Origin of the sequence: Nonomuraea rosea (genome assembly GCF_039539705.1) — a bacterium.
Lineage (GTDB): Bacteria > Actinomycetota > Actinomycetes > Streptosporangiales > Streptosporangiaceae > Nonomuraea > Nonomuraea rosea.
The window spans coordinates 129,566-150,134 of sequence record NZ_BAABDQ010000023.1; the positions used below are offsets into that span (position 1 = coordinate 129,566).

8 protein-coding genes are annotated in these 20,569 nt (G+C 71.6%); all 8 read right to left on the bottom strand.

The genetic code is table 11. The features are described from left to right. Positions 1-46: 46 nt before the first annotated feature. The 8 genes from ABEA43_RS40460 to ABEA43_RS40495 all read right to left on the bottom strand — a co-directional run bounded on the left by ABEA43_RS40460 (position 47) and on the right by ABEA43_RS40495 (position 20,546). Entirely contained in the window at positions 47-11,932 is an 11,886-nt protein-coding gene (locus tag ABEA43_RS40460; protein WP_345570543.1) for an amino acid adenylation domain-containing protein, read from the bottom strand. Continuing rightward, a complete protein-coding gene (locus tag ABEA43_RS40465) occupies positions 11,929-15,285 on the bottom strand; it encodes an amino acid adenylation domain-containing protein (protein WP_345570545.1) in 3,357 nt (1,118 codons plus the stop codon). Before ABEA43_RS40465 ends, ABEA43_RS40460 begins: the two co-directional genes overlap by 4 nt. Continuing rightward, a complete protein-coding gene (locus ABEA43_RS40470) occupies positions 15,282-15,494 on the bottom strand; it encodes an MbtH family protein (protein ID WP_345570547.1) in 213 nt (70 codons plus the stop codon). Before ABEA43_RS40470 ends, ABEA43_RS40465 begins: the two co-directional genes overlap by 4 nt. Positions 15,495-15,582: 88 nt before the next feature. Next, a complete protein-coding gene (locus tag ABEA43_RS40475; RefSeq protein WP_345570549.1) occupies positions 15,583-16,227 on the bottom strand; it encodes a response regulator transcription factor in 645 nt (214 codons plus the stop codon). After that, entirely contained in the window at positions 16,212-17,492 is a 1,281-nt protein-coding gene (locus ABEA43_RS40480; RefSeq protein WP_345570551.1) for a sensor histidine kinase, read from the bottom strand. Before ABEA43_RS40480 ends, ABEA43_RS40475 begins: the two co-directional genes overlap by 16 nt. Positions 17,493-17,613: 121 nt before the next feature. Next, positions 17,614-18,423, bottom strand: coding sequence for a hypothetical protein (locus tag ABEA43_RS40485; RefSeq protein WP_345570553.1), 810 nt, complete (start codon positions 18,421-18,423; stop codon positions 17,614-17,616). A 91-nt stretch (positions 18,424-18,514) separates the two neighbouring features. Then, on the bottom strand, positions 18,515-19,852 hold the full coding sequence (locus tag ABEA43_RS40490; protein WP_345570555.1) for a hypothetical protein: 1,338 nt from the start codon (positions 19,850-19,852) through the stop codon (positions 18,515-18,517). Positions 19,853-19,886: 34 nt separating this feature from the next. Continuing rightward, positions 19,887-20,546, bottom strand: coding sequence for a hypothetical protein (locus ABEA43_RS40495; RefSeq protein WP_345570557.1), 660 nt, complete (start codon positions 20,544-20,546; stop codon positions 19,887-19,889). Positions 20,547-20,569: the final 23 nt, after the last annotated feature.

Sequence of the window (20,569 nt, forward strand, 5' to 3'; positions counted from 1 at the left end):
GGCCGCCCGGGTTCACACCCGGGCGCCCGCCCGTCGTCTGGTCAGGTCACGGTGTGCCGAACCGCCCCGTCCCCCCGGTCATCTCGGTGACGAAGGTCGCGACGCCACGCCCCCCGTCGCCGTTGGCCAGCAGGACGAAACCATCGCCGGAGATCCGGCACATGGTCATCGCCCAGTACCCGGAGAACTCGCCGACGGCGCCGAAGTCCAGCTCGGAGTCCGACCTGTCGACGATCATGGACAGGCCGTACAGGCTGCCCGGGGTGGCGGTGAGCATGCCCTCCGCGAGCTCGCGGGTGATCAGCGCGGGCTCGCCCAGGTACGCGCGCCTGATCTCCAGCTGTACTCGAGCCAGGTCATCGGCCGTCGTCCACAGCCCTCCGGCGGCCGTCGCCGGATGGATCGGCCCGTACGTGCCGGTCGCCATGCCGAACGAGTCGTGGCCCTGGGCGATGGGATGGCCGGACCGTTGCGGGAAGTCGCTCTCGTAGCCGCTGCCCGCCATGCCCAGCGGCCCGAACACCGTCTTCCGCACCAGCGCCGGGAAGTCCGATCCCGTGAGGTCCGTCAGCAGAAGTTCGAGGACCAGGTAGTTCACCGGGTTCTTCTCGAAGAGCTCCCCGGCCGGGCACTTGGGCCGGACCGCGGAAGTCCTCGCCGGCGGCCTGCCCAGCAGCGCGTCCAGCACCGTGGGGACCGGTTCGCCCTTCTCGTACGGACGGTAGACCGGCTCCCGGGCCAGCCCGGAGGTGTTGGCCAGCAGTTGCCGTACGGTCACCGGCGCCCCCTCGGTTCCCGGCACCTGCCAGGAGGTGAGGTAGGAATTGACGTCGGCGTCGAGGTCGAGCAGCCCCTGCGCCGCCAACGCCAGGGTGGCGAGCGAGGTGACCTGTTTGCTCACCGACGCCACCCGGAACACCGCGTCGGGCGTCACCGGCTCCGGCCTGCGGGCGTCGAGACTGCCGTACGCGCCGGTCTCGGCGACCCGGCCGTCGCGGATCACCGCCAGGCTGACCCCGGGAACGTGGTGCCGCTCCATCGTCGGGAGCGGCGACGGGATCACCGACGCCGGACCTGCGGCTCCACTGGCGGGCGTCGCGGTGCAGGCCTCCGCTGTGACTTCCGCCGTGACTTCCGCCGTGACTTCCGCGGCGAGGTCGCGGATCGTTGTCTCGTCGTGCACGTCCGCCGAGTACGTCCAGGTCAGCTGCGGACCCTCCGCACCGATCGTCGCGTCCACCTCCAGCACGTACTCCCGCTTCGCCAGCGGGTCGCGTACCGCCGCGATCCGCTCGGGCACGAACCCGTCCGGCGCGCCGGCGTCGAGCGAGCAGCCGAAGCGGACTTCGGCCGCGCGCAGCGCGGCGAGGGCGTCGGCGACGGCCTCGTCAGGACCGGCGTGACGCAGCAGGTCGTAGCCCAGCCCCTCGTCCGGGACACCGCGCAGCTGGCTCGTCACCGAGGCGAGCGCCAGGTCGCGTCGCGGCGGAACCCACAGGTCCAGCGGGTAACGGTGCGCGAACGGCCCGACCGCGTCGCCGGGCGCGCGCCCCGCCCTGGCCTCCACGTCGACGAGCACACGGTCCGCGCGGGTCCGGCGGGCGAGCACGACCGCCAGGGCGGCGAGCAGCGCCTCACGTCCCGGAACCCGAGCAGGCAGAGCGACACTGATCGACCGTTCGCTCGCCACCGTCCCGGTGCCCGCCGGGCGATCGACGGGAAGCGACGGCGACGGCATCCGCGTGAGCCAGTGGTGTGCCTGAGCCACCAGATCAGGCGACGCCGCCGCCCGCTCCAGCTCGGCACCCCATCCGCGCAGCACGCCGTCACGGCTTCCCGTGCCGGGGCTCGCCCCGTCGGAGCTCCCGCCGCGAGCCGCGCCGAGGTCGCCGCCCCGGCACGCGGCCTCCAGGTCGCGGAGCAGGATCGGCCAGGAAGCGTGATCCGCCGCCAGCTCGTGCACCGCGACGATCAGAACGGCCGGGCGGTCCGCCCCGCTCTGGGCCAGCACCGCGCTGAGCAGGGGCCCGTTCTCCGGGTCGAGCCGCTCGTACGCCATGGCCGCCGCCTCGTCGAGCGCGTCGTCAGCGACCCTGACCTGCCTGAACGGCACCGAGGCGGCGCTCGCCACCGACCCGGTCACCGATCCCGGCGCGACCCGCAACCGCAGCGCCTCATGCCGCGCCGCGACATTCCGCAGTGCGCCCTCCAGCGCCTCAGGTGCGAGGCCGGCCGGGACGCGTACCCGGGCCTGCCAGTGATCGAAACGGTACCCGCCGGGCCGGGCCAGCACCCGGCGCTGTGCCGGGGTCAGGCGCACCTCCGCGGCGGAGCCGGTGATCCGCGCGCCGTCGAGGGCGGCGGCGAGCTGGGCGATCGAGCCGTGCTGGTACAGCAGCCGCAGCGTCACCCGCAGCCCGGCCTCTCTGGCCAGCGTCATCGCCTTCAGGATGGTCATCGAATCGCCGCCGAGGTCGAAGAACCTGTCGTGCGCCCCGACCGGATCCACGCCCAGGAGCCGGGACCAGATCCCCGCCAGGGTCCGCTCCGTCTCCGTACGCGGTGCGACGAACTCGCGTCCCGACCACAGCGCCGAGCGTTCCGGCGCCGGAAGGGCATGCTGGTCGAGCTTGCCGTTGACGGTCAGCGGGATCCGCTCCAGCGGCACGAACGCGGCCGGCACCATGTACTCCGGCAGCCGCTGCGCGCAGTAGTCGGCCAGCTCGGCGGCAGGCGGCAGTTCCCCGCCGTCGGGCACGCAGTACGCCACGAGCCGCCGCTCGGCCGGCCCGTCACCACGCGCGGTCACCGCTGTCTCCCGCACGGCGGGATGGGCGGCGAGCACGGCCTGGATCTCGCCCGGCTCGATCCGATGCCCGCGCACCTTGACCTGGTCGTCGATCCGGCCGAGGAAGTGCAGGACGCCGTCGGACCGGCGGCGTACCAGGTCACCGGTGCGATAACAGCGCGAGCCTGGAGGCCCGTACGGGTCGGGAACGAACCTCTCCGCGGTCAGCTCCGGCCGGTTGAGGTAGCCGCGCGCCACCCCGGCGCCGCCGACGTACAGCTCTCCGGCGGCCCCTTCGGGGACCTCGTGCCCGTACGGGTCCAGGACGTACACCCGGTTGTCGTCGAGCGACCGCCCGATCGGCACGCCGTCGACGTTGGTCAGGTCGGCGGCCGTGAGCGCCTGGTAGGTGACGTGGACCGTGCACTCGGTCGGCCCGTACGCGTGGGCGAGGTCGCATCGCTCCAGCCCCCAGGCGTCCAGGTCCGAGGGTTCGAGCCGGTCGCCGCCGAAGACCACCTCACGCAGCGCCAGCCGCGACAGCGTCGCCTCGTCGCCGTCCGCGACGCCGATCATCGAGCGGAACGCCACCGGCGACAGCGAGAGCGTGGTGACCCGCTCGGCGATCAGCAGGTCGAGCAGGTCACGCGGCGATCGCGCGGTCTCCGTCGGCACGATGACCAGGCGCCCGCCGTGGAGCAGCGCCCCCCACAGCTCCCACACCGACACGTCGAAGGCGTAGGAGTGCAGCAGCGCCCAGGCGCGGTCCGGCTCGTACGAGACCTGCCCGGCGAGCGCCGCGAAGAGCCTCAGCACGTTCGCGTGCGTCACCGCGACGCCCTTCGGACGGCCTGTCGAGCCCGAGGTGTAACAGACGTACGCCAGGTGACCGGGGATCGTCCGGCCTTCCGGATCGGACTCCGGGTACGCGCCGAGCGGCTCCACGTCGAGCAGGACCAGCTCGGCCTCGTGATCGTCGCCGGCCAGCGAAGGAGCGCGTTCCGCCGTCGTGACGACCACCCGGGCCCCGGAGTCGGCCAGCATGAACCGCAGCCGGTCCGGCGGTGACGTCGGCGGCAGCGGAAGGTAGGCCGCACCGGCCTTGAGCACGCCCAGGAGCGTGACGACCAGATCGACGCCCGGATCGAGACAGACGCCGACCAGCGTCTCCGGTCCCGCGCCCAGCACCCGCAGGCGGTGGGCGAGCCGGTTGGCGCGGGCGTTCAGGGTCGCGTAGGTCAGCTGTCCGCCGCCCTGGGTGACGGCGTGGGAGACGGCGATCGCCTCGGGCGTCGCCCGTACGCGCTCCTCGAACACCCCGTGCAGGGATCCCGGCACCGGGTGCTCGATCGCCGCGCCCGCCGTCGCACGGCCGCGTTCGGCCGGCGGGAGGCAGGCGGCGCGGGCGTTGCCCTCGGGGTCGTCGATCATGGCCTCCAGCACCGCGCGGTGCATGGCGGCCAGCCTCTCGGCGTTCTGCCTGCTCATCGCTCGCGAGTTGGAACGGAGGATGAGGTACCTGGGGGTGCACGGCACGCCGAGGGCGAACTCGGTGGGGTCCTCCCCCTCGGTGGCCGTCACGTCGATCAGCCCGGTGTCGACCTGGTCGAAGTCCTGGTAGCTGAACGCCACGCCGATGAGCCTTCGCCCATCGCCCATCTCCCGCTGGATGACGGGCATCGGGAACCTCCGGTGCGGCCAGAGGCCGACCTCGCGGGCGAAGGTCTGTTCCACCAGTTCGAGCCAGGTCCGAGCCGTACGGTCGTGCGTGAACGGCAGCGTGTTGAGATGCATGCCGTAGACCCGGTCGGCCCCCAGGACCTCCAGCCGCCCGTTGCAGACGAGTCCGGAGACGAACGCCTGGTCCGGCGTGAGCATGCTGAGCACCTTCAGGTGGGCGGCGAACAGGACGCTCTTGAGCGAGGCCTTGGCCCGGGCGGCGAGTTCGCGCAGCCGCTCCTCAAGGTCGGCGTACTGCAGGACGACGTGATAGTCCTCCCGCGGCTGCTGCGGCTCCTCGCCCCAGGCGGCCGGCAGCGCGAAGCCGGGCCGGTCGGTCACGACGTCGCGCCAGAACTCCCGATCGTCGGCCGATTCCAGGGAGCGCAGCTCGGCGGCGATGAAGTCCGCGTAGCGGACGGAGGCGGGCTCGATCCGGCGCGGTCCGGCCCCGTCCCTGATCGCGCGGTAGTCGTCCAGGACCTCCATGAGCAGGCCGTGGAAGCTCCAGCCTTCGCTCACCGCGTGCAGCACGGTGAACGACAGCCACCACGAATCGTCATCCCTGAGCAGCGCGGTGACGCGCATCAGCGGCGCCCGTTCCAGGTCGAAGCGGAGCGCGCGTTCCTGTGCCCGGAAGTGCCGCATGGCCAGGTCACGTGCGCCCTGGTCCAGTCCGCGCAGATCCAGCATCCGTACGGGGATCTCCGCCGACTCGTGGACCAGTTGCATGGGCACCGAGTAGCCGGACAGCTCGATCGAGGTCCGCAGGGCCTCGTGCCGGTCGGCGGCGAGCCGCGCGGCCTCCCGCAGCGCCTCCAGCGCGAACGGCTCCGAGTCGCGGACCAGGAAGGACAGGGTGTTGTGGTAGTAGCTGTGCTCCTGGCCGGCCAGCATCTCCACGATCATGCCGCGCTGCACCTCGGACAGCGGGTACGCGTCCGTGAGCCCGCCGGGCAGCAGGCGCCGGTCCTCCTCGGTCACCAGCTCGAACGGCTCGACGAGCCTCCTGTCGTCCGCGACCGTTCCCCGATCCGCCGGGTCCGCCAGTGCTTCGGCCAGCGCGCCCACGGTGCGGTACTCGAAGACGTCCCGCACGGAGACGTCGAGCCCGGCCGCCTGCAGCGCGCCCACCACTTTGACCGCCTTGATGGAGTGCCCGCCGAGCTCGAAGAAGTTGTCGTGAACGCCGATCCGGTCCTGCCCGAGCACCTCCCGCCACACCTCGGCGATCTGCGCCTCCAGCGGAGTGCGCGGCTCGAGGTGGCCGGAGACGCTACCGCCGCTCGCGTCGATCTTGGGCAGCGCCGCGCGATCCACCTTGCCGTTGGCGTTCAGCGGGATCCGGTCGATGGACACGAACGCCGACGGGACCATGTACTCGGGCAGCCGGGTGGCGGCGTGCCGGGCCAGTTCCCCGGCGGGCGGCAGGGCCGCACCTGCGGGCACGCAGTACGCCACGAGCGACCGGTCTCCCGCTTCGCTCTCGCGTACGACGACGACGGCCTCCCGTACCTCCGGGTGGTCCGCCAGCACCGCGCGGACCTCTCCGGGCTCGACCCGGTAGCCGCGCACCTTGACCTGGTCGTCGACCCGGCCGGCGAAGCAGACCGCTCCGTCGTCCCTGACCCAGGCGCGGTCGCCCGTACGGTAGAGGCGGCCGCCCGCCCTGCCGAACGGGTCCGGTACGAACCGGTCCGCGGTCAGACCGGGGCGGCCGACGTAGCCGCGCGCCACCCCGGTGCCGCCCACGTAGAGCTCGCCGGTCACGCCGAACGGCAACGGCCGCAGGTGCTCGTCCAGCACGTACATGGTCATCCCGGGCAGCGGCCGGCCGATGGGGACGACCTCGTCCCGCTCCTGCTTCGTGATCGGATAGACGCAGGTGCCGACGGTGGCCTCGGTCGGGCCGTACTCGTTCACCAGGCCGCCGGGCCCCAGGAGCCGCAGCCAGTGTCGCGCGGTGCTGCCGGGCAGCGCCTCGCCCGCGACCACGATCACCTCGGCGAGCCTGGCCGCCTGCGCGGCCGTGAGCTGGTCGGCGAGCACGTTGAGATGGCCGGGGGTCAGCTTGATGAAGCTGTAGGGTCCGTGCCCGGCCAGTACCCGTCCCAGCTTGGAGAGGTCCAGGTCAGCCGGAAGCAGGCGTACGGGCTGCCCGGTCGCCAGCGGCGCCCAGACGTTGGGCACCACCAGGTCGAAGGCCACGGAGGAGAACAGCGGCGCGCCCTTCTCACCCTGCGCGGCCAGTTCCTCCGCCGCCCACCGCACGTGGTTGGCCAGGCCGCGGTGGGTGACGAGCACGCCCTTCGGCCGTCCGGTCGAGCCGGAGGTGAAGATGATCTGTGCGATCCCGTCCAGATCCCTGCGGACGGCCGGGGACGTGGCGGGAAGCCCGTCCAGCGCCTCCTTGTCGAGCTCCAGGACGGTGAAGCCGCCGAGTTCGGCACCGCGGACCGAATCCGTCACGATCACCCGTGCCCCGGCGTCGGTGAGCATCGTCTCCACCCGCTGGACGGGGAACGACGGGTCGAGGGGCACGAACGCGGCGCCGGACTTCCACACGCCGATGAGGCTCGCCAGCAGGTCGGGGCCGCGGTCGAGGAGCACGCCCACGGCGCTCTCCGGACCGGCCCCGAGCGCGCGGAGGCGGTGGCCGATGCGATTGGCCCTCTCGTCGAGCTCGGCATAGCTCCACGAGCCGCCGTCGAAGGCCGCCGCCACGGCACGCGGGCGGGCCGCCGCCTGGTGCTCGAACAGGTCGAGAACGGAGGCTTCGACCGGCCGCGTACGCGTGGTGTTCAGCTCGGTGACGAGCCGGTCGAGCTCGCCGGGCGGCAGCAGGACGGCGTCGGCGTCACCGTCCGGATCGGCGACGATGGCGTCCAGCACGGCCCGGAACATCTCGCCGAGCCGGTCCACGGCGGACTCGGAGACGATCTGGACGTTGGCGGTGACCATGAGCTGCCCGGCGAGAATGTGCACGCCGAGCCCGAACTCCGTCGGGCTGTCGTCGATGACGGCGTCGCCGTCCAGGAGGTCGGTGTCCACCTGGTGGAAGTCCAGATAGACGAAACGCGTGTCGAGCAGCCGGTCCGGGCCCGCGTCCCGCTGAATCTCGGGCATGGGGAAGCGCCGATGCGACCAGAGCTCGGTCTCGCGCTCGAACACCCGCCGCGCCAGCTCCCCCCAGGTGCGGGCGCCCCGTTGGAAGAGGAAGGGCAGCGTGTTGAGGTACAGGCCGTGCACCCGGTCGGCGCCCGGCGCCTCCAGCCGCCCGTGGAAGACCAGGCCGGTGAAGAACTCCCGCTGATCGGTGAGCGTGCTCATGACCTTCATGTGCGCCGCCAGCAGGATGCTCTTCAGCGGCACCCCGGCGGCGGTGGCCGCCGTCCGCAGCCCGTCCATGTAGCCGGCCAGCGGGATGCGGATCCGGTACTCCCGTCTGGGGACGTCAGGCCCGGCTCCGAGCCCTGCGGGCAGAGCGAATCGCGGGACCGAGGTGACGACCGAACGCCAGTACTCGCGCTCGGCGGTGTCGGCGAGCACGGTCTGCTCGGCCGCGATGAAGTCGGCGTAGCGGATCGCGGGCGGCTCCACCAGGACGGGCTCCACCCCGTCGCGGAGGGCCCGGTACACGGTGAGGATCTCCATGAGCAGCGTGTGGTAGCTCCACCCTTCGAGCATCGCGTGGCACTCGGTGATGGTGATCCACCAGTAGTCGCCGTCGCAGCGGTGCCCCGACACCCTGATCAGGGGTGGCCGCGCCAGGTCGAACAGCCGGGTGCGCTCCCGCGTCACGAACGCGCGTACGGCCCGCCACTGCCCTTCCTTGTCGAGGCCGCGCAGATCGGCGACCGGCACGGTCACGTCCACGTCCTCTGCCCGGTGGACCAGCTGCATCGGCACCGAGAAGCCGGTGAGGTCCAGCGACGTCCGCAGTGCCTCGTGACGCCCCACGACCGTGCGGGTCGCCTCCTGCAGGAGGTCCGGCACCAGTGGCCGGTCGTCGCGGACCCCGAACGCGGTGGCGTTGAGGTAGAGGTTGAGGTCGCTGTCGGACAGCATCTCGACGACCATGCCGGTCTGCAGCCGCGACATCGGGTACGCGTCCAGCACGCCCTCCGGCAGCTTGGCGCGATCCTGCTCGGAGAGCAGCGCGAACGGCCGCACCAGGGCGGTGGTGCCCACGACCGCCGGTTCGCCCTGCCGGCCGGCGACGTGCCGCGCGAGTGAGGCGACCGTGCGCGACTCGAACAGATCGGCGACCCGTACGTCCAGGCCCGCGTCACGCAGGCCACCTGCCAGCACGACGGCCAGGATCGAGTCCCCGCCGAGCTCGAAGAAGTCGTCGTTCACGCCGATGCGCCCGGCGCCGAGCTCCTTGGCCCACACCGCGCAGATCAGTTCCTCAAGTGCCGTGCGCGGCGCCACGTACGCCCGCCCCGCGGGGAGCGCGGCGTCGTCGGGCGCGGGAAGGGCGCGTTTGTCCACCTTGCCCTGGGCGGTCAGCGGGATCTCGGCCACCGACACGAACGCGGCGGGCACCATGTAGTCGGGCAGCGTCTCGGCCAGCCGAGCGCGCAGCTCCGCGGGGTCGAAGCCGTCCTGCCCGGCCGGCACCACGTACGCCACGAGCCTGGGGGCGCCGGGGATGTCCTCGCGGGCCAGGACCACCGCGTCACGCAGCGACCGGTCGGCCCGCAGCCGCGCCTGGATCTCGCCCGGCTCGACCCGATAGCCACGGATCTTCACCTGGTCGTCGATCCGGCCGAGGTACTCCAGAGCGCCGTCGGCGCGCCGCCGGGCCAGGTCGCCGCTGCGGTAGAGCCGCGAACCGGGCGGTCCGTACGGGTCCGGCACGAACCGCTGGGCGGTCAGGTCGGGCCGTCCGAGGTAGCCGCGGCCGACTCCGGCGCCGCCGACGCAGATCTCGCCGGTCGCTCCGAGGGGGACGACGGTGCCGCGCTCGTCGAGCAGCACCACCCACAGATCGTCGATGGGCACTCCGACAGGGGAGGCCTCGGCCGGTTCGAGGTCCTTCTCCGTCACCTCGTAGTGGGTGACGTGGACGGTCGTCTCGGTGATGCCGTACATGTTCACGAGCGTCGGCGCGGTGAGCCCGCGCCGCGCCGTCCACGGCCGCAGGTCCGGCATCTCCAGCCGCTCACCTGCGAAGATCACCAGCCGGAGCGCCAGCCGGTCCACGCGCGGATCGCCCTGCGCCGCCGCGCGCACCAGGCGGTAGAAGGCGCTCGGCGTCTGGTTGAGCACCGTCACCTGCTGCTCGACCAGCAGATCCATCAGGTCGTCAGGCGATCTGGCCGTGTCGAACGGGACGATCACCAGCCGGCCTCCGTGCAGCAACGCGCCCCACAGCTCCCAGACGGACACGTCGAACGCGTACGAGTGGAACATCGGCCACACGTCCGCCGGGCCGAAGCCGAACCTCTCATGGGTGGCGGTCAACAGCCTCAGCACGTTGGCGTGGGTGAGGCACATGCCCTTCGGCCGTCCGGTCGACCCCGATGTGTAGATCACGTAGATGAGGTCGGCGGGGTGGGACCCAGGGGTGAGATCGGTGTCCGGGTGTCCGGCGATCGTGGCGGCGTCCCGGTCCACGGCGATCACCTCGCCGTCGTGCACCCGCCCCACCAGCGGGAGGTGGTCCGTGTGCGTGACGACGACCTGTGCCCCCGCGTCGGAGACCATGAACGTCAGCCGGTCGGCCGGGTACGACGGGTCGAGCGGCAGATACGCTCCGCCGGACTTCAGCACCGCCAGGAGCGCCACCACCAGCTCCGCGCTGCGGTCGAGGCAGACGCCCACGAGCGAGCCCGCGCCGACGCCCATGCCCCGGAGCAGGTGCGCCAGCCGGTTGGCCCGCGCGTTCAGCTCGGCGTACGACAGGCTCTCCTGGCCGAAGACCAGGGCGATCGCGTCCGGGGTGGCGCGGACCTGCTCCAGGAACGCCTCGGGGAGGGTACGGGGGTCGGCGGGCCGGGGGCGTACCGCGCCGACGGCGACGGCGAGCTCGCCGGGGCCGAGCAGGTCCAGCCGGTCGACCGGCGCGTCCGGACGGGCCGCGACCTCGGTCAGCAGCCGTAGGAGGTTCCCCGCCGTCCGCTCGATCGTCTCCCGGTCGAACAGCGCGGTCGCGTACTCGATCTGCCCGTCCAGCGAGCCGTCGGGACCCTCCTGAAGTTGCAGGGTGAGGTCGAACTTGGAGATCTGCCAGGGCGCCTCCAGAGACTCCGCGCGCACACCCGGCAGGTCGAGCACGGCGGCCTTCGGCTCGTGCATGGTGAACGCGACGCGGAACAGCGGCGTACGCGAACGGTCGCGGGCCGGTTCGAGCTCGTCCACGAGCCGGGAGAACGGCATGTCCTGGTGGTCGAGCGCGTCGAGCACCGCGGACCGCGTACCGGCCAGCAGCCCGTTGAACGTGTCTCCCGGCTGCCACCGCCCGCGCATGACGAGGCTGTTGATGCCGTACCCGAACATCGCCTGGAGTTCCGGCCGGTTGCGATCGGAGACGACCGTGCCGACGACGATGTCGCTCCGCCCGGTGTAGCGGGCGAGCAATGCCTGGAATCCGGCGAGCAGAACCGTGAAGAGCGTCGTGTCGCGGTGCCGGGCGAGCTCGCGGAGCGCCGTGCCGAGCGAGGCGTCGATCCGGATGGGGAGCGCCGCGCCCTTCCAGCCGCGGACGTCGGGCCGGGGCCGGTCGGCCGGAGGCTCGGTCGGGACGAGGCCGGCGAGCTGTTCCCGCCAGTAGCGCAGGGGCGCCTCGAACGCGCCGTCGTCGGCCCGGCGCCGCTGGTGGGCCGCGTAGTCGGCGTACTGCAGCTTGACCGCGGGAAGAGAGCCGGGCGCCCGGTAGAGCGCGCTGAGCTCCTCCTCGAACAACCGTAGGGACCACTCGTCGCAGGCGATGTGATGGAAGACCACCACCAGCAGGCAGAGGTCGTCGGCGATCCGCACCAGGCGGACCCGGATGGGCCACTCCTCGGCCAGGTCCATGCCCTTGGCGACCTCGCGCTCGGCGATCCGCGTGGCCCGCGACTCCGCGTCGGCACTGCCGCGCAGATCGTCCACGGTGACGGTGATCGGCAGGGGCGGGTCGACGATCTGGACGGGCTCCGCGCCGGCCACGACGTACCGGGTACGCAGGATCTCGTGCCGCGCGATGATCTCGTTGACCGCGCGCACGAGCATCGTCACCTCCAGCGGCCCGGTCAGCCTGAGGGTCAACGGCGCGAGGTACTCCGGGCTGTCCGGCTCCAGCCGGTTCAGGAACCACATCTGCAGCTGCCCGTAGGACAGCGGCAGCGGGGCGTCGCGGCTCGCGAGCGGGATCCTCGACCGGCCACCGGTCTTCCGGCGCAGCAGCAGTTCCTCGCGCTCGATGTCGATCTGCGTCATACCGGCTGCTCCTTCGCTACCGTGGAATCCTGGTCCGGTCCTGCGCCGGCGAGCGTGCGGATGGCCTCGGCCAGCCGTGCCACCGTCGGTCGTTCGAAGATCAGCCGGACCGGCAAGTCGAGATCGAAGTCCTCCTGGCACTGCGCCATCAGCGCGAGCGCCAGCCGGGAGGTGCCGCCGAGGGAGAAGAAGTTCTGCACCACGCCGACCTCGCGGCTGAGCAGCTCCGAGAACCGCTCCGCGAGCAGGCGCTCGATGGGGCCCTTCGGGACGTCCGCCTGCGCACCGAGCGACCGGAGCCCGATGGACGGATCGGCGAGGGCGAGGGTCAGCAGGCGAAGATAGTGCTCGGCCATCCGGGCGATGGTCGGCTCGTCGAACAGCGAGGTGGCGTACTCCAGAATCCCGGTGACGCCGCCGTCGGGAGCCGTGTGCAGGAAGAGTGTCAGATCGGCCTTGGCGACCGCCCAGACTTTCCTGAGCGGGTCCAGGTCGCCACCGCCCGAGACGGTGACCCCCTCCTCCATGAAGTTGAACATCACCTGGTAGAGCGGATTGCGAGACAGATCCCGTACGGGACTCAGCTCCTCGACGACCCGCTCGAACGGCACGTCGCGGTGCGCGAGCGCCCGCCGATTGCGCTCCCACACGCCGTCCATCGCGGCCTCGAAGCTCTGCTCGGGCGTCAGGCCGCAGCGCACGACCAGCATGTTGTGGAAGGGACCGGCGACCCCCGCCAGCTCCGGCCGGGTCCGGCCCGCGACGGGCACGCCCACCGGGATGTCCCACTGGCCGCTCCATCGGGAGAGCAGGGCGGCGAAGGCCGTCAGGTAGGCGGCGAGCGGCGTCGTGCCACGCCGCCGGCTCAGCTCGGCCAGGCCCGCCGAACACTCCTCCGGCACGCCGAAGGTGAGCGTGGCGCCGCTCGGGTCGCGCAGCGCCGGGCGGGGGCGGTCCGCCGGCAGGTCGAGCCGCGGCAGCTCGGCGAGCTCCGCGCGCCAGAACCTCAGCTGAGGCTCCAGCGCCTCGTCCGTCAGCCGGTCCCGCTGCCAGACCGCGTAGTCCGCGTACTGGATCGGCAGCGAGGTGAGCTCCGGATCCTGGCCCGCCGCGAGGGCGGCGCACAGCTCCCGGATCTCCTCGCCCAGCAGCACCGACGACTGGCCGTCCGACGCGATGTGGTGCACGGCCAGCGACAGGACGTGCTCACGGGCCGCCCTGCGGACCAGGAGCGCCCGCCAGACCGGCCCGCGTACCAGGTCGAAGCCCTGCCGGAACTCCTCGGCCAGGATCCCGGTCAGCTCCGCGTCGTCGCCGGGCGACTCGACGATTCGCAGCGGGACGGGAGCGGCGGCGTCGATCACCTGCCATGGCTCCTCGCCGTCCATGCGGTAGCGGGTGCGCAGGATCTCGTGCCGCGCTACGAGCGCCGACAGCGCCCGGTCGACGATCCCGGCGTCGAGGTCACCGGGCAGGCGGACCAGCAGCGGCGTCACCCACTCGGGGTTGCCGGGGTCCATGCGGTCCAGGAACCAGAGCTGGTGCTGTTCGACGGAGAGCGGGATCGGGCGGTCTCTGGGAGCGAGCGGCACCGTGGCGACGGGCTCGGCCGCGGCCTCGATCAGTTCCGCCTGTTCGGCCACCGTGCCCGCGGCGAACAGCCGGTGGACGGCGACCTCGCGTCCCACCGCGGCGCTCAGCCTGGCCGCCAGCCTGGCCAGCAGCAGCGACGACCCGCCACGCTGGAAGAAGTCGTCCTCCGCGCGGACGTCCTCGACGCCCAGCAGGTCCTCCCAGACCTTCGCGACGGTCCGCTCGGCGAGCGTGAGCGGGCGCGCCGACGGCTGCGCGCCGCCGAACGTCGGGGCGGGCAGGGCGGCACGGTCCACCTTGCCACTGCTCGTCAGCGGAAGGCTCTCCATCGGTACGAAAACGGATGGGATCAGGGCGTCCGGCAGCCGATCGCGCAGGAACGCGCGCAGGCCACCCGGCGGGATCTCGCCGTTGCGGCTCACCACGTACGCGACGAGCCTGGCCGCGCCGTCGGGCCCCGCCCCCGCGGTCACCGCGACCCCGCGCAGCCCAGGGTGCGTCGCCAGCACCGACTCCACCTCTCCCGGCTCGATCCGCACCCCGTTCACCTTGACCTGCCCGTCGAGACGGCCGTCGTAATGCAGCGTGCCGTCCGGCCGCCACCGGACCAGGTCCCCGGTCCGGTACATACGCGCGCCGGGAGGTCCGTACGGGTCGGGCAGGAACCGTTCCGCGGTCAGCGCGGGCCGGCCCAGATAGCCCCGGGCGAGCCCGGCGCCTCCGGCGTACAGCTCACCCGGCGCCCCGAGAGGCACGAGCGCTCCGCCGGGATCGAGCACCCTCAGCCGGGTGTTGTCGATCGGGCGTCCGATCGGCACCCGGCCCACGACCTGCTCAGGGTCCACGAGATGAGCCGTGACGTCGATCGCGCACTCGGTGGGGCCGTAGGTGTTCCAGATCCGTACGGGCAGCCGCTTGCGGAGCAGGTCGCACAGCTCCGCGTCGAGCGGTTCGCCCGCCGAGAAGAGCAGCCGCAGCGAACGGCACTCGCTCCAGCCCGGCTCATCGACCAGCAACCGCAGCAGGGAGGGGACGACCTGCAGCACCGAGACGTCGTACTCGGCGACGGCGCGCAGCAACGCCGCCGGGTCGCGCTCGGCGCCGTGCGGCGCGAGCACCACCGCTCCGCCGCTGACGAGCGGGGCGAAGATCTCCCAGCCCGCCGCGTCGAAGGTCAGGATCGTCTTCTGCAGCACCCGGTCGGCCGGTCCGAGACCGTGCTCCCGCACCGTCCACAGGACCCGGTTGGCGATGGCGCCGTGGCTGATCAGCACCCCCTTGGGCCGCCCGGTCGAACCCGAGGTGTAGATCGCGTACGCCAGCCGGTCAGGACAGGGGTACGTGGGCGGCGGGGTGCCCGGCGCGCCGGCGAACGCGTCGATCATGACCTTCGCCGTCTCTGCCGGCAGTGAACCGCCCGCGGTGCGATCGGTCAGGACCAGCGGAGCGGCCGTGTCCTCAAGGATCCACCGTGACCGTTCGGCCGGGTGGTCCGGGTCGAGCGGCACGTACGCCGCTCCGGCCTTCCACACACCGAGCAGGCCGGCGACCAGGTCGGCGCCACGCCGCAGGCAGACACCCACCAGGGACTCCGGCCCGGCGCCCATGGCCAGCAGCCCCTGGGCGATCTGGTTGGACCGGCTCTCCAGCGTCGCGTAGTCCACCCTCCGCGCTCCGTCGGCGATGGCCACGGCTCGCGGTGTCCGCGCCGCCTGCGCTGCGAACAGCTCTGGTAGCAGGCTCGGCTCGACGACGCTCATCTCACTTCGGCCTCGGCCATACGGGTGCGCAGGCTGAGCGGCCGCATGTCCGTCCACACCAGTTCGATGTGGGCCAGGCACTCTTCCCTCGGCCCCTGAGCGCCCTCCGGCCGCCATCCGGCGGGCAACTCCCGGTCGGCCCACCAGATGGAGTACTGCTCTTCGTCATTGACGACTACGAGGTAGGTGTCGTTAGGTCCGGCAGACACCGGCTCACCTTCTTCTGATCGTGACTGGGTTCAACCCGATGTGGTCACGATCGGAGATGCCGCAATATCCGCCCTATACGCCGCGAGATCAGGAGTTGAGGAAGGCCAGCACGGCGAGGACCCTGCGGTTGTCGTCTTCCGTCCCCGGCAGGTCCAGCTTGGCGAACATGCTGGTCGTGCACTTGCTGATGGCCTTCTCGCTGAGGTACAGGCGTTGCGCGATCGCGCTGTTGGAGCGGCCCTCGGCCATCAGGGCGAGCACTTCGAGCTCGCGTTCGGTGAGCCGGGCGATGGGCGTGTCGTTGCCCCGGCCGCCGAGCAGCTTGGCGACCACCTCGGGGTCCAGGGCAGTTCCGCCGACCGCTACCCGGCGGATCGCCTCGACGAAATGGTCCTCGTTGAACACCCGGTCCTTGAGCAGGTAGCCGACTCCACCGGCCTGGTCGGCCAGCAGTTCGCGCGCGTACAGCTGCTCGACGTACTGGGACAGCACCAGGATCGGTAGCCCGGGCACCTGCCGCCTGGCCTCAAGGGCAGCCCTGAGCCCCTCGTCGGTGAAGGACGGGGGTAGCCGGACGTCGACGATCGCGACGTCCGGCTGGAGTTCGATCAGGGCCCGCAGCGTGCCGGGCCCGTTGTCGACGACCTTCACCACCTCGAAGCCGTGGGCCGTCAGCAGCCGGGTCAGTCCGTCACGCATCAGGAACTGGTCCTCGGCTACGACAACACGCACGGCACCTCCAGCGCCACCATGGTGGGGCCGCCCGCCGGACTGCTCACGGCAACGACGCCGTCGAACGCGGACAGCCGCCTCTCCACCCCACGCAGACCGGAGCCCGCCGAAACGTCGGCTCCGCCGATTCCCTCGTCGGTGATCTCGGCGCGCAAGATACCACGTTCGTATCGTATGTGAATCCGCACCCGGTCCGCCACAGCATGCTTGATCACGTTCGTGAGCGCTTCGGAGACGGCGAAGTAGACGGCGGACTCGACGGGCGCCGGCACCCGTCCGGGCAGCTCGATGTCGGTCTCAGCGGTCAGCGGCAGGTCCATCGCCAGCGCGCGTACCGCGTCCGCCAGCCCGCGGTCGGCCAGCACCGGCGGATGAATGCCGCGGACCAGGTCGCGCAGCTCGTTGAGCGCCTTGCCCGAGCTCTCCTTCGTCTCCTGCACGAGCGCCTCGGCGGCTCCGGGATCCGCACGGATGAGCCGCTGGATGGCGGTCAGGTTCATGCCGAGCGCCAGGAGACGGACCTGCACGCCGTCGTGCAGGTCCCGCTCGATGCGGCGCAGGTCCGCCGCGCTGGAGTCGACGGCCTCGCTCCGCGACTCCGTCACCCTCGCCAGCCGGCGCTCCAGCTGCTCCCTCGTAGAGCCGAGCAGCGCGGTGGTGAACCGGGCATGCGCCTTCAGCAGCGGCGGCGCCATCCACAGGCCGGCCCCGGCGACCAGCAAGCCGAGTGGGACGGCGAGGAGCGTCTGCGCCATGTTGCCCACGGTCAGGAAGAGGAAATGCGCGTCGCCCGCACCGACCTGCTGGTCGATGAGCGGCCAGGTGATGGGCAGGAGCACACCGTACAGGCCGTAGAGGACCAGCAGCGGGGACAGCGCCGCCAGCGGCACGCCCACGACGAAGTTCACCGGCAGCCACGCCAGGTCCCGCCACGTCGCGGGATCGGTGACCATCCAGCGCGTGAGCCGAGCCTGGCGCAGCGGCCATAACCGCGGCGACTCGGGACCGGGCGGCGCCGGACGGGGCAGATAGGGGCTGCCCACCTTGATGCCCAGCCGCCACCCGGCCGTGTCGCGGTAGAACTCCGCCAGTCCCCTGACGACCGTCAGCACCGGCGGAATGAGCAGGAGCCCCAGCCCGGCCGCCAGCGTGCTCGCGAACGAGGCGACGCAGAAGGCCGTCAGGACGAGTCCCGCTATTCCGCCTGCGGCGAGCATCCCCGCCCGCCCGACCTCACGCCACCGGGCCTTGAACGCCTCTCGCATATCGGTCACCTCATACCTCTGTCGCAGAACCTCGACGGTCGTTCCCCGTCTCTGCTAACAGTCTGCGCGGCGCGAATGCCGCGCACAGGACGTCCAGCCCCATTTCCGGAGGGGCCTAGCCCTACCTCGCGGCCCGGCTGTTGATCATCGGGGTGCCGCTGCCGCCGGGGATGTCCTCGGGGTAGGGCTGGGACAGGAAGGCGTGATCGAGCCGCGCCGAGCTCATCGAGAGCCACTTGCGGCTCTGACTACGGACGACGTCACGCGGCAGGGGCGGGTTCACCTGCGTCTGCGACGGCTTCGCGATCGACTGCAGCGCCCATCCCAGACCGACCATCGGGTCGATCTGGCACCATTTCTGGGCGTCGATTCCGAGGAACGTCTGCGCGCGGAGAATGGCGTGCCAGATGTGGTAGCCCGCGGGCGCGGGACTGCCGTTCATCGAATGCACTCCCGGCATCCGCGGATCGTAGAGCACGCCCTGACCGAAGTCCGCGAAGGCGCTCGCCAGCCCGCTCGTGTTTCGGCCGTAGACACGGTTGAAGACCTCGATCTGAACGCGGGAAACAACCCTGAGCGGTTCTTTGATCGGCGTCACCAATCCGATGTAACCGGCCGGATAGGCAGCGGACTTCATGTCCTCCATCCACGCCAGCACCATCGCCATCTCGGCGTCACCGCCGCCGAAGTAGGCCTTCACCGCCGCCCAGGCGTCCTTGAACTCCTGGCTCGCCTCGTGCCACGTGGCCTTGTCGAACTGGTACCAGAGCTCGTTGGCGCGCCGGTCTCCCAGCATTCCGGGCACCGGCGGCAGATCGGCGCCGACCGACGCGGCGAGGGACTGGGGGGCGTTCGCGGCGCCCAGAAGGGCGACGGCGGCCGCACCCGCCGTTACGCCCAGCATCCGCCGCCTGTTGATATGACCTTCCATGAAGGTTCCTTTCGTACGTCGACCGTATCCCTTTCAGGACTCAAGACGACGAAGCTATATTCCGGCAATATTCGGAAACCACGAGAATGACTCAGTTGAACGGGGAGAAGACGGAACGAGCCCTTACCCGCTCATCGAGCGGCGGCATTGAGACCGGAACGGGATGCGGGAAGAGCTCGCCTTCAGGATCGAAGATCCGGTCGTGGTAGAAACCCGAGAGATACGGGGCCCCCGACGTTCCACCCGAGCCCATCGTTTCTTTCGGCAGATACCGGTGGGCGAGCCCGATATGCAGCCTGCGCCACCGGAACAGGATCTCGTCCAGCGCCCGCGCGGCGGCGAACACCGGCCGCGTCTCGTCGGTGTCCTGCGGCAGCTCCTGCAGGAGGGACCTGAGCGGCCGGAAGTGCCGGTTGACGTACAGCAGCAGGAAGGCGTTCTCCTGCATCTCGCCCAGCGCCTCCACCTTTGCGGGATGTATGCCGAGCAGATGGATGTGCAGGGTCTGGGCGGAGGTCATCTGGATCGCGCTGGCGTTCTCGGTGTCGTTGCGGAATCCGAGGAAGCTGTCGACGGACATCGTGCGCCGCAGTACCAGCATGATGTCGAACTGCATGACGGCCAGCTCGGCCGCCCGTTCGAGACACCGCGCGGCCTCCGCGTACGCGCCGGACTCCAGCCAGGCGTTGCCCGCGACCGTACGCGCCAGGATGCCCGACGTGGTCACCTCGGTGAGATGGATGAGCCGGAGGAAGACGTTCTCCTCGTGTTTGCGGGTCTGCGGCATGTTGATCAGGTATTCCAGGATCCGGCTCCGGCCGGCCTCGCCGAGATAGTCCTCCCAGCGCGAGGCCGGGGCCGCACCGGCCGCCGGAAGCCGCGGCCATGCCGCCATCGCGTCGTCGAGGGCCGACAACCGGCTCAGCCGTTCCCCGGCGTCCCGTGCGGTCGGCAGATCCAGGTGCGCCCAGGGCTCCTGACCACGGAGCGTGCGCTCCTCCCAGCCGAGCCATGAGCCGACGAGGAACCTGAGAGCCTGACGGCACTGCCGCTCGATGCAGGCGTCGCTGGAGTGCTTCTGCGTTCCGAGCGCGTGGTTGAGCAGGCGTACGTTGCTGTACGGCTGGTACCGCGTGCCCCGGGGGCCTTCCAGGACGCCCGGCCGGTCGCGCTCGTCGTGGGGCTCGGTGGTCGCGGCCAGCTTCCACTCGCTCTGCAGGGCGAGCTCGGCCAGCCTGAGCACACGGCGTTCCCCGGTGTCGATCGAGCCCGGCGCCTCTGTGAGCACACCGCAGAGGTCGATGTAGAGGTCCGCCATCCGGCCTCGGAGCGCGGGGTCCAGTTGCCGGCGCCCGCCGGCCCGTACGGCGTTGACGTATTCGGCCACGTCGAAGTCGAGGACGGTCTTGACGATGGTTGAAGTCTTCACTGTGCCTCCGGAGCTCGCGGGACGGCAGAGAACCTCACAGGGTGCGCGCCGCGAGCCCAGCCCACCCGCCCGGCGACCGGATGACGGCGCCGAGATCCTGAAACACCTCGATGCGCTGCTCGCATTCGAGCGACACCAGGCGGGTGCCTTCTCGCAGCAGGCGCCCGGCGGTGCTGTTCCCGATCGGCGGCACGAGATCATGCCGCCTGGGCACCACCGGGACGGCTTTCGGGCTCGGCAGCTCCAAGCGGCCCAGCGTCTCGTTCAGCAGCGTCGCGGTGGCCGCGGCCAGCTCCGTGGCGGCCTCGGCGAATCCGATCGTCTCCGTCGCGCCGACCGCCAGGATCTGGGCCACCTCCAGCGGGCTCGCCCGCGGCGGATCACCGTGCCCCCACGACCACGTCTCCTCGACGAGCCGTGCGAGCTCCTTCAGGCCCTCCACGAGATCCGGCTCATAGAAGCAGACGAGCCGCCCGGTGCACCCCGCGGCGAGGAACAGATCGACCACCTCGGAACCGGTGCCCGCGGAGACGAACACCGCGCCGATGTGGGCCTGCTGCCAGCCGGCGCAGTCCGCGGCCAGGGAGGGCACGGCGACGGCCGCCGGTCCATGGACCAGGAAGCGCCGCTGATGCGCCGCGGGCGACTCGCCGGACGTACCGCGGCCGCTCGCCGGGTTGCTCGGGACTTCCACGTTTCTCGCCCTTCGACAGCCGA